Origin of the sequence: Micromonospora sp. URMC 106, from assembly GCF_051386395.1 — a bacterium.
Taxonomy (GTDB): domain Bacteria; phylum Actinomycetota; class Actinomycetes; order Mycobacteriales; family Micromonosporaceae; genus Micromonospora.
Window position 1 is genome coordinate 1 of record NZ_JBPQTP010000181.1, and the last position, 7,406, is coordinate 7,406.

Consider the following 7,406-nt stretch of genomic DNA (forward strand, 5'->3'; position numbering starts at 1 on the left):
CGCTGGGGCGGGGGGGTGCGGGGCGGTGGGGCAGGGGTCTCGGTGCGGCGGGGTCGTTGTGCCGCGCGGGCGGTCAGCGGGGGATCAGGGTGAGCACGCTCGCCTCCGGCGGGCAGGCGAACCGGACCGGCGCGGTCGGGTGGGTGCCGAGACCGGCGGAGACGTGCAGCCAGGAGTCGGAGCCGGGCCAGCGGTGCAGGCCCCGCGCCATCGAGCGGGGCAGGCCGCAGTTCGTCACCAGCGCCCCGACACCCGGCACGCAGACCTGGCCGCCGTGGGTGTGCCCGGCGAGCAGCAGCCCGAAGCCGTCGGCGGCCATCCGGTCGAGCACCGCCGGCTCGGGGGAGTGGGTGAGCGCGATCGACAGGTCCGCCACGGGCGACACCGGCCCGGCGACGGACTCGTAGTCGTCCCGTTCGATGTGCGGGTCGTCCACCCCGAGCAGCTCGACCGCCCGGCCGCCGGCCTTGACGGTGGTGCGGGCGTTGTTCAGGTCGACCCAGCCCGCGCCGGTGAGGACGTCGCGCAGTTCCTCGTGCGGCAGCTCGACACCCTCCGTGTACTCCCGGTCGGGCAGGAAGTAGGTGAACGGGTTCTTCCAGACCGGGCCGGTGTAGTCGTTGGAGCCGAAGACGAAGGCCCCCGGGTAGTCGAGCAGCGGCTGGAGGGCGCGCAGCACGCCGGGCACGGCGCCGGGGTGCGCCATGTTGTCCCCGGTGACCACCACCAGGTCGGGGTCGAGCGCGGCCAGCGACGCCACCCAGCGCTGCTTGCGCCCCTGGTCGGGCATCATGTGCAGGTCGGACAGGTGCAGGACGCGCAGGGGCTCGGCGTCGGCCGGCAGCACCGGCACGTCGTACCGCCGCAGGGTGAACATGTTGCGCTCGACGAGCGACGCGTACGCCAGGGTCGCCGCGCCCAGCGCGGCGGTCCCGGTCGCGAGCCGGAATAGTGTGCGCTTTCGCATGGCGTTCAGGGTAGTTTCACCGTCCATGAGCACGCTGAAGGACCGTCTCACTGCCGACATGCGCGCCGCTCTGAAGGCGCGCGACGAGCTGACCACCTCGACGCTGCGGATGGCGCTCGCCGCCGTCGGCACCGCCGAGGTCGCCGGCAAGGCCAAGCGCGAGCTCACCGACGACGAGGTGCTCGCGGTGCTGACCAAGGAGGCGAAGAAGCGCCGGGAGGCCGCGACCGCCTTCGCCGACGCCGGCCGCAGCGAGCAGGCCGCGAAGGAAACCGCCGAGGGTGAGGTGCTGGAGCGCTACCTGCCGAAGCAGCTCTCCGACGCGGAGCTGAGCGAGCTGGTCGCGGGGGCGCTCGCCGCGGGCGGCTTCACCGGCAAGGCGCAGATGGGCCCGGCCATGAAGGCGGCCCAGGCCGCGGTGGCCGGCCAGGCCGAGGGCGGTCGGGTGGCCGCCGAGGTACGCCGGCAGCTCGGCCTCTGAGTCGGGCCGCACCGACCCGGGTACGCGAAACGGGCGGGCACCCCGCGAGGGAGTGCCCGCCCGTTGTCGTCGTCCGCCCGATCAGCCGCCGGGGCGGCTCGGCGGGCGGCCCGGGTTGATCGGCGGACCGCCGGTGCCGCCCGGCGTGGTGCTGCCCGGGGTGGTGCCCCCGCCGGCGCTGATCTGGATGGTCACCACGCCGCCCTTGATGGTGCGGCCGTCGGGGCTGGTGCCCGCGGCCTTGCCGGGGGCGCAGGTCGACGGGACCTTGATGTCGGAGACGACCGCGTCGAAGCCCTCCGCCTCGATCCGGGACTTCGCCTGCTCCACGTCCAGGCACTTCACGTCCGGGATACGGCGCTGGTCGCCCTCGCGGATCTTCTGGCCCGGGGGCTCGAAGTTGATCCGCTTCTTGCCCTTCATGGCGTCGCGCAGCGTCTCGTAGACCGGCGGGTTGATGCCGTCCTTCTGGTTGTGCTTCATCTTGACGTTGGTCTGCGGCCAGTCCGGGTCGGCCATGATGCCGGCCACGGCGTACTGCCTCGTCATCGCGACCAGCGAGGCGGTCTTCTCCGAGTCGGTGGTGCCGGACTTGCCGGCCACCGGGGCGTCGACGATGCCCCTGACGCTGGCGGCCGTACGGCTGCCGCCGCACCTGCTCGTGGAGGAGTTGTCACCGACCGGGCAGCGTGCCGCGTCGACGGCGGCGCGGGCCACCTCGGTGCTGACCCGCTTCTCGCAGCGCGGGTTGGCGATGTCGAGCTTCTTGCCCTCCGGATCCCTGATCTCCTGCACCGGGATGGGCTCGCAGTACTTGCCGTCCGCGGCGAGGGTGGCGTACGCGTTGGCCATCTCCAGCGGGGTGGTCTGCGAGACGCCGAGGGTGAAGGCGCCCCACTGGTGCGCGGCCTCCTTGCTGCCGGCGAACTTCGCGTCCTCGGCCTGGCGGAACTGGATGCCGAGCCGCTTGGCCACGTCCACCACGTTCTCCGCGCCGACCTTCTGCTGCAACGGCACGAAGTACGTGTTGGTCGACTGGGCGAAGGCGCTCCACATGGTCTGCACGCCGCCGGGCTTCTTGTTCGAGTTCGTCGGGCAGTAGAAGTGGGTGCCGGCGCACGCCGCCGGGCTGCTGCTGTCGATGATGTATTCCGACTTGAACTGCGCCGGGGCGTTGAACGTGTAGCCGAGCGGGATGCCCTTCTCCAGCGCCGCCACGATGGTGAAGATCTTGAAAGTCGAGCCGGCCTGGTAGCCCGTGATGCCGTCGCCGCCGGTGAGCAGCGGGTTCACGGTGTTCGGGTAGTTGCCGAGCTTGCCCTTCTTGCGCTGCTTCGGGTCGCTGTGCGGCTTGTTCGCCGGCTTCTTCGGGTCGTCGAGCTTGAAGGTGCGGTTGACCGCCAGCGCCCGCACCCGACCGGTGCCCGGCTCGACCACCGCCACCATGGCGGCTTCCTTGGCGGTCTCCTTCTTGGCCTTGCGGACGGCCTTGTCGGCGCCCCGCTGGGCCTGGGGGTCGAGCGTGGTGACGACGGTGTAGCCACCGCTCTTCAGCCGCCGCTCCCGGTCGTACGTGGTCGAGCCGAACGTCTCCTGCTGCATCCACCAGCGGTAGAAGTAGTCGCAGAAGAAGCCCCAGCCCTTCTCGTTGGTCGAGACGCAGCCGTTGGGCGCCCGCTTGCCGGTGACCTTGAGCTTGACGGCCTTGGCCGCGTCCGCCTCCTGCTGGGTGATCGCGCCGATCTCGACCATGTTGTCGATGACGTAGTCGCGCCGGGCGACGGCCGCCGCGTATCCGCTCTTGGTGGTCGGGTCGTTGGTGCTCGGCGCCTTCACCATGCCGGCGAGCATGGCCGCTTCCTCGATCTTGAGCTTGCTCGGCGGCTTGTTGAAGTAGACCTGGCTGGCGGCGTAGATGCCGTACGCGCCGTTGCCGAACGCGGCGATGTTCAGGTAGCGCTCCAGGATCTCGTCCTTGGAGAGCTCCTTGTCGATCTGGAGGGCGTAGCGCATCTCGCGCAGCTTGCGGGCGCTGGTGTCCTCCGTGGCCGCGACCACGTCGGCCGGGTGGCTCGCCGAGTACGCGATGGCCAGCCGGACGTACTGCATGGTCAGCGTCGAGGCACCCTGCTGCGAGGACGCGTTGGACTGGTTGTTGACGAAGGCCCGGGCGATGCCGTTGAGGTCCACGCCGTTGTGCTTGTAGAAGTCGTGGTCCTCGGCGGCGATGATCGCCTTCTGCATCACCGGCGCGACATCGGCCAGCTTCACGTCCCGACGGTTCTCGTCGTACATGGTCGCCAGCGGGGTCTTGGCGTCCGAGGCGTACAGGTAGCTGATCTGCGGCGCGCGGGCCACCGTCAGCTCCTTTGGCAGTGCGCCGAAGGTCTCGGCGCCGGCCTTCGCGGCGAGGCCGGACATCGCCACCGCGGGGAAGGCCGCCGCCGCGACCACCACGCCGGCCAACAGGCCACATATGAGCAGCGATGCGGCGTTGGTCAGCACATTGTGGTCACGTTTCCGCATCCAGGTCACCTCGACAGGGTACGCGAGTAGGGAACGAGGGGCGCTGGGGCGTTCTTTCCCCATTTCCTGCGCGCGCCGACCTCGTTGTGCTAAACGCACGACCCCCGGTGCGTGGTTGCGTGAATCCGGCGTCGAGTCTCTCTCCTTCCCGAGGGGGCCCGCAGCGTTTTCACGGACTCCGGCGGGGTAACCGGCGGTCGCGAAGCCCGGGAAGCCGGGAGTGTCCGGAATGATGGATTTAGCCGACAACGTTGCGTAATCGGGTGACTACAGAGCATGATGGGGGCGGCGACAGAGCCACATGTCGTCCGTGCCGCCTTGGGGAAGGCGCGCCGGGCGACCGGGGGGAATTGCCGGCTGGTCCGCGACGGGGTCGGTAGGTACTGCAAGGGGGGACGAGTACAGATGGGCATGATCACTGACTGGCCGTCGCTGGCGGCGTGTCAGAACGGGGACCCGGACGCGTTGTTCGTACAGGGCGCCGAACAGAACGTGGCCAAGCGGATCTGCCGGAGCTGCCCAGTCCGGTACGAGTGCCTGGCCGACGCGCTGGACAACCGGATCGAGTTCGGAGTGTGGGGTGGCATGACCGAACGCGAACGCCGCGCGCTGCTGCGCCGTCACCCCCAGGTGACGAGCTGGCGCAAGATGTTCGAGGCCGCGATGAAGAAGAACGCCAAGGACAAGGCGGGCAAGGACAAGATCCTGGTCACCGCCGCCGGCTGAGCGCCGTCACGGCCGGCTGATCGCCGCGCCGATCGTCCGCAGCCCGTCGACGTCGTGCACGTCGGCGGGCTGCGCCGTCACCGACACCGCCGGCACCGCCGGGAACGCCTCCGTGAACCGGGCCGCCACCCGCCGCTCGCGGAGCGCCTGCTGGGCCAGGGCGGCGTGGGCCCGCAGCACGTCGACGGTGCGCTCGTGCCCGCCGAGGGCGGCCAGCCGCTCCGCGGCGGCCAGGCTCTCCGCCGCGTCGAGGCCGGGCACCGCCGGGCGGTGCACCCGGTTGAGCACCAGGCCCGCCAGCGGCATCTTCTCCTCGCGCAGCCGGCCCGCGAAGTAGGCGGCCTCCCGGACCGCGTCCGCCTCCGGCGCCGCGACCAGCAGGAACGCCGTCTCCCGCGCCTGGAGGATGCGGTACGTCTGCTCCGCGCGCTGCCGGAACCCGCCGAACATCGAGTCGAGCGCGGCGACGAAGCCGGAGAGGTCCGTCAGCAACTGGGCGCCGAGCACCTTCTGCACGACCTTGGAGAACATCCCGAACGAGGCGGTGACCAGGCTGAACATGCTCCGGCCGCCGGTGCGCGCCGGGGCCAGCAGCAGCCGCAGCATCCGCCCGTCGAGGAAGCGGGAGAGGCGGGCCGGGGCGTCCAGGAAGTCCAGCGCAGAGCGGGACGGCGGGGTGTCCACCACGATCAGGTCCCACTCGCCCCGGGCGTGCAACTGCCCCAGCTTCTCCATCGCCATGTATTCCTGCGTGCCGGCGAAGGTCGAGCTCATGGCCTGGTAGAACGGGTTGGCGAAGATCTCGTCCGCCTTCGCGCGATCGGTGTGCTGGAGCACCACGTCGTCGAAGGTGCGCTTCATGTCCAGCATCATGGCGTGCAGCTCACCGCCGCTGGCCTCGACGTCGATCCCCTTGACCTGCCGGGGGGTGTTGTCCAGCTCGGTCAGCCCGAGCGACTGCGCCAGCCGGCGGGCCGGGTCGATGGTGAGCACCACCGTGCGCCGGCCGTGCTGCTCCGCGGCCCGCAGCGCGAGCGCGGCGGCCGTGGTCGTCTTCCCCACCCCGCCCGCCCCGCAGCAGACCACGATCCGCACGCCCGGATCGGCGAGGATCTGGTCGACGTCCAGCTGCGGCGCCGCGTCTTCGGAAGGCACCAATCGAGCGTATCGGGCCGGGTCGGTCGGCGCGCCCGTGCCGGCGGCAGGTGTGAGTCAATCCGCCCGGACGAGGGCCTCGGCGAGCCGGTCCAGCCCGGCGCGGTCCACCCCGTCGGGCAGCAGCGGCAGCTCGGTCAGCGGCAGCCCCAGCTCCACCAGCTCGGCGCGGAGCGAATCCTCCAGCTCGCGGCGGATCGCCTGGTCGCGCGCCTCCGCGGCCAGCCCGGCGACGGTGTCCCGGTCCGCCGGCAGCCCGGCGGCGCGCAGCCCCCGCTCCAACTCGGCCGGGCTCACCGCGTGACCCGCGGGCAGCGGCGGCCGGGTGCCGTTGACGATCACCCGACCCACCGGGAAGCCGAACGTCGTCAGCTCCGCGATCGCGTCGACCGTCTCCTGGACCGGCATCTCCTCGAGCAGGGTGACCACGTGCACAGCGGTGATCGGGGAGCGCAGCAGCGCGGCGACCCCCTCGCTCTGGGTCTTGATCGGGCCCACCTTGGCCAGCCGCGCCGTCTCGGCCGTGACGTTCAGGAAACGGCCGATCCGCCCGGTCGGCGGGGCGTCCAGCACCACGGCGTCGTACGCGCGCCGCTGGTCGGCCGTGCGGGTGGTGGCCTCCTTCACCTTGCCGGTGAGCAGGACGTCCCGCAGGCCCGGGGCGATGGTGGTGGCGAAGTCGATCGCCCCGAGCTTGCGCAGCGCCCGGCCGGCCGCGCCGAGCTTGTAGAACATGTCCAGGTATTCGAGGAGGGCCTCCTCGGCGTCCACCGCCAGGGCCCGCACCTCGCCGCCGCCCGGCGCGTCGGTCAGGTGCCGCTCCTCGTAGGGCAGCGGGTCGGTGCCGAAGAGCTGGGCGATGCCCTGCCGTCCCTCGACCTCGACCAGCAGCGTGCGGCGGCCGCCGGCGGCCAGCGCCAGGGCCAGGGCCGCCGCGACGCTGGTCTTGCCGGTGCCGCCCTTGCCGGTCACGACGTGGAGGCGGGCCGGCCACTCCGTACCGGCCGGGCCGGCCGCCCGCTCTGCTGCTCGCACCCGTCGAGCCTATCCAGCGGACGGCCTCAGGCGACCTCGCAGACCCACCAACCCGTCTTCTTCACCACCGTGAACCGCAGGTCCTGGTCGGCGACCTTCTCGTCGGCGGTGGTCATGGTGACCTTGGTCGTGACCGTGGCGCGGTCGCCGGTCTGGTTGTCCACCTTGGGGCTGCTCCACCGGAACCGCGGGTTCTGGTGGGCCGAGACGTACTTCTCGACCTCGGCCACCTTGGCGGCGATCTGCTTCTCGTCGCGGGACGACGAGCAGACCAGGGCGGCGGCCTTGTCCGCGTCGCGCTCCTGGTAGACGGCGGTGAGGAACTCGTCCACCGCGACCGCCGGCTCCTTGGCGCCCTCCCCGCTCTCGGCGTTGCGCAGCGTCAGGAAGGTGACGACGCCGCCGGCGGCGCAGAGCAGCAGGATCACGGCCAGGGCGATGGAGGCGATCAGCACGCCGCGCTTCTTCTTCTTCGGCGCGGCGGGTGGCGGGTAGGGCGGGTACCCGGCCGGGGGC

Annotated in this window: 7 protein-coding genes; 2 read left to right on the plus strand and 5 right to left on the minus strand. The window is 71.7% G+C overall.

Annotated elements, in window-relative coordinates:
• Nucleotides 1-73: 73 nt before the first annotated feature.
• Nucleotides 74-967 carry a metallophosphoesterase gene (locus tag ACSNOB_RS30905; protein ID WP_436690867.1) on the minus strand — a complete coding sequence of 298 codons (894 nt, stop codon included), beginning with the start codon at nucleotides 965-967 and terminating at the stop codon, nucleotides 74-76.
• 25 nt (nucleotides 968-992) lie between these two features.
• Here ACSNOB_RS30905 and ACSNOB_RS30910 point away from each other — a divergent pair, with 25 nt between their 5' ends.
• Nucleotides 993-1,448, plus strand: coding sequence for a GatB/YqeY domain-containing protein (locus ACSNOB_RS30910; protein WP_436690869.1), 456 nt, complete (start codon nucleotides 993-995; stop codon nucleotides 1,446-1,448).
• Between the two features lie 81 nt (nucleotides 1,449-1,529).
• On the opposite strand, the gene ACSNOB_RS30915 is transcribed toward ACSNOB_RS30910, so the two are convergent.
• Nucleotides 1,530-3,974 (minus strand): penicillin-binding protein, encoded by a 2,445-nt coding sequence (locus tag ACSNOB_RS30915; protein WP_436690871.1) that lies wholly within the window; start codon nucleotides 3,972-3,974, stop codon nucleotides 1,530-1,532.
• 405 nt (nucleotides 3,975-4,379) lie between these two features.
• On the opposite strand from ACSNOB_RS30915, the gene ACSNOB_RS30920 reads away from it, so the two are divergent.
• On the plus strand, nucleotides 4,380-4,700 hold the full coding sequence (locus tag ACSNOB_RS30920; protein ID WP_319460489.1) for a WhiB family transcriptional regulator: 321 nt from the start codon (nucleotides 4,380-4,382) through the stop codon (nucleotides 4,698-4,700).
• A gap of 6 nt (nucleotides 4,701-4,706) precedes the next feature.
• On the opposite strand, the gene ACSNOB_RS30925 is transcribed toward ACSNOB_RS30920, so the two are convergent.
• The 3 genes from ACSNOB_RS30925 to ACSNOB_RS30935 form a co-directional block, all read right to left on the minus strand.
• Nucleotides 4,707-5,858, minus strand: a complete 1,152-nt coding sequence (locus tag ACSNOB_RS30925; RefSeq protein WP_393111482.1) for an ArsA family ATPase — start codon at nucleotides 5,856-5,858, stop codon at nucleotides 4,707-4,709.
• Between the two features lie 54 nt (nucleotides 5,859-5,912).
• A complete protein-coding gene (locus ACSNOB_RS30930; RefSeq protein WP_393111480.1) occupies nucleotides 5,913-6,890 on the minus strand; it encodes an ArsA-related P-loop ATPase in 978 nt (325 codons plus the stop codon).
• Nucleotides 6,891-6,916: 26 nt separating this feature from the next.
• On the minus strand, nucleotides 6,917-7,406 hold a 490-nt coding region (locus tag ACSNOB_RS30935; RefSeq protein ID WP_436690874.1), incomplete at its 5' end, for an Rv0361 family membrane protein.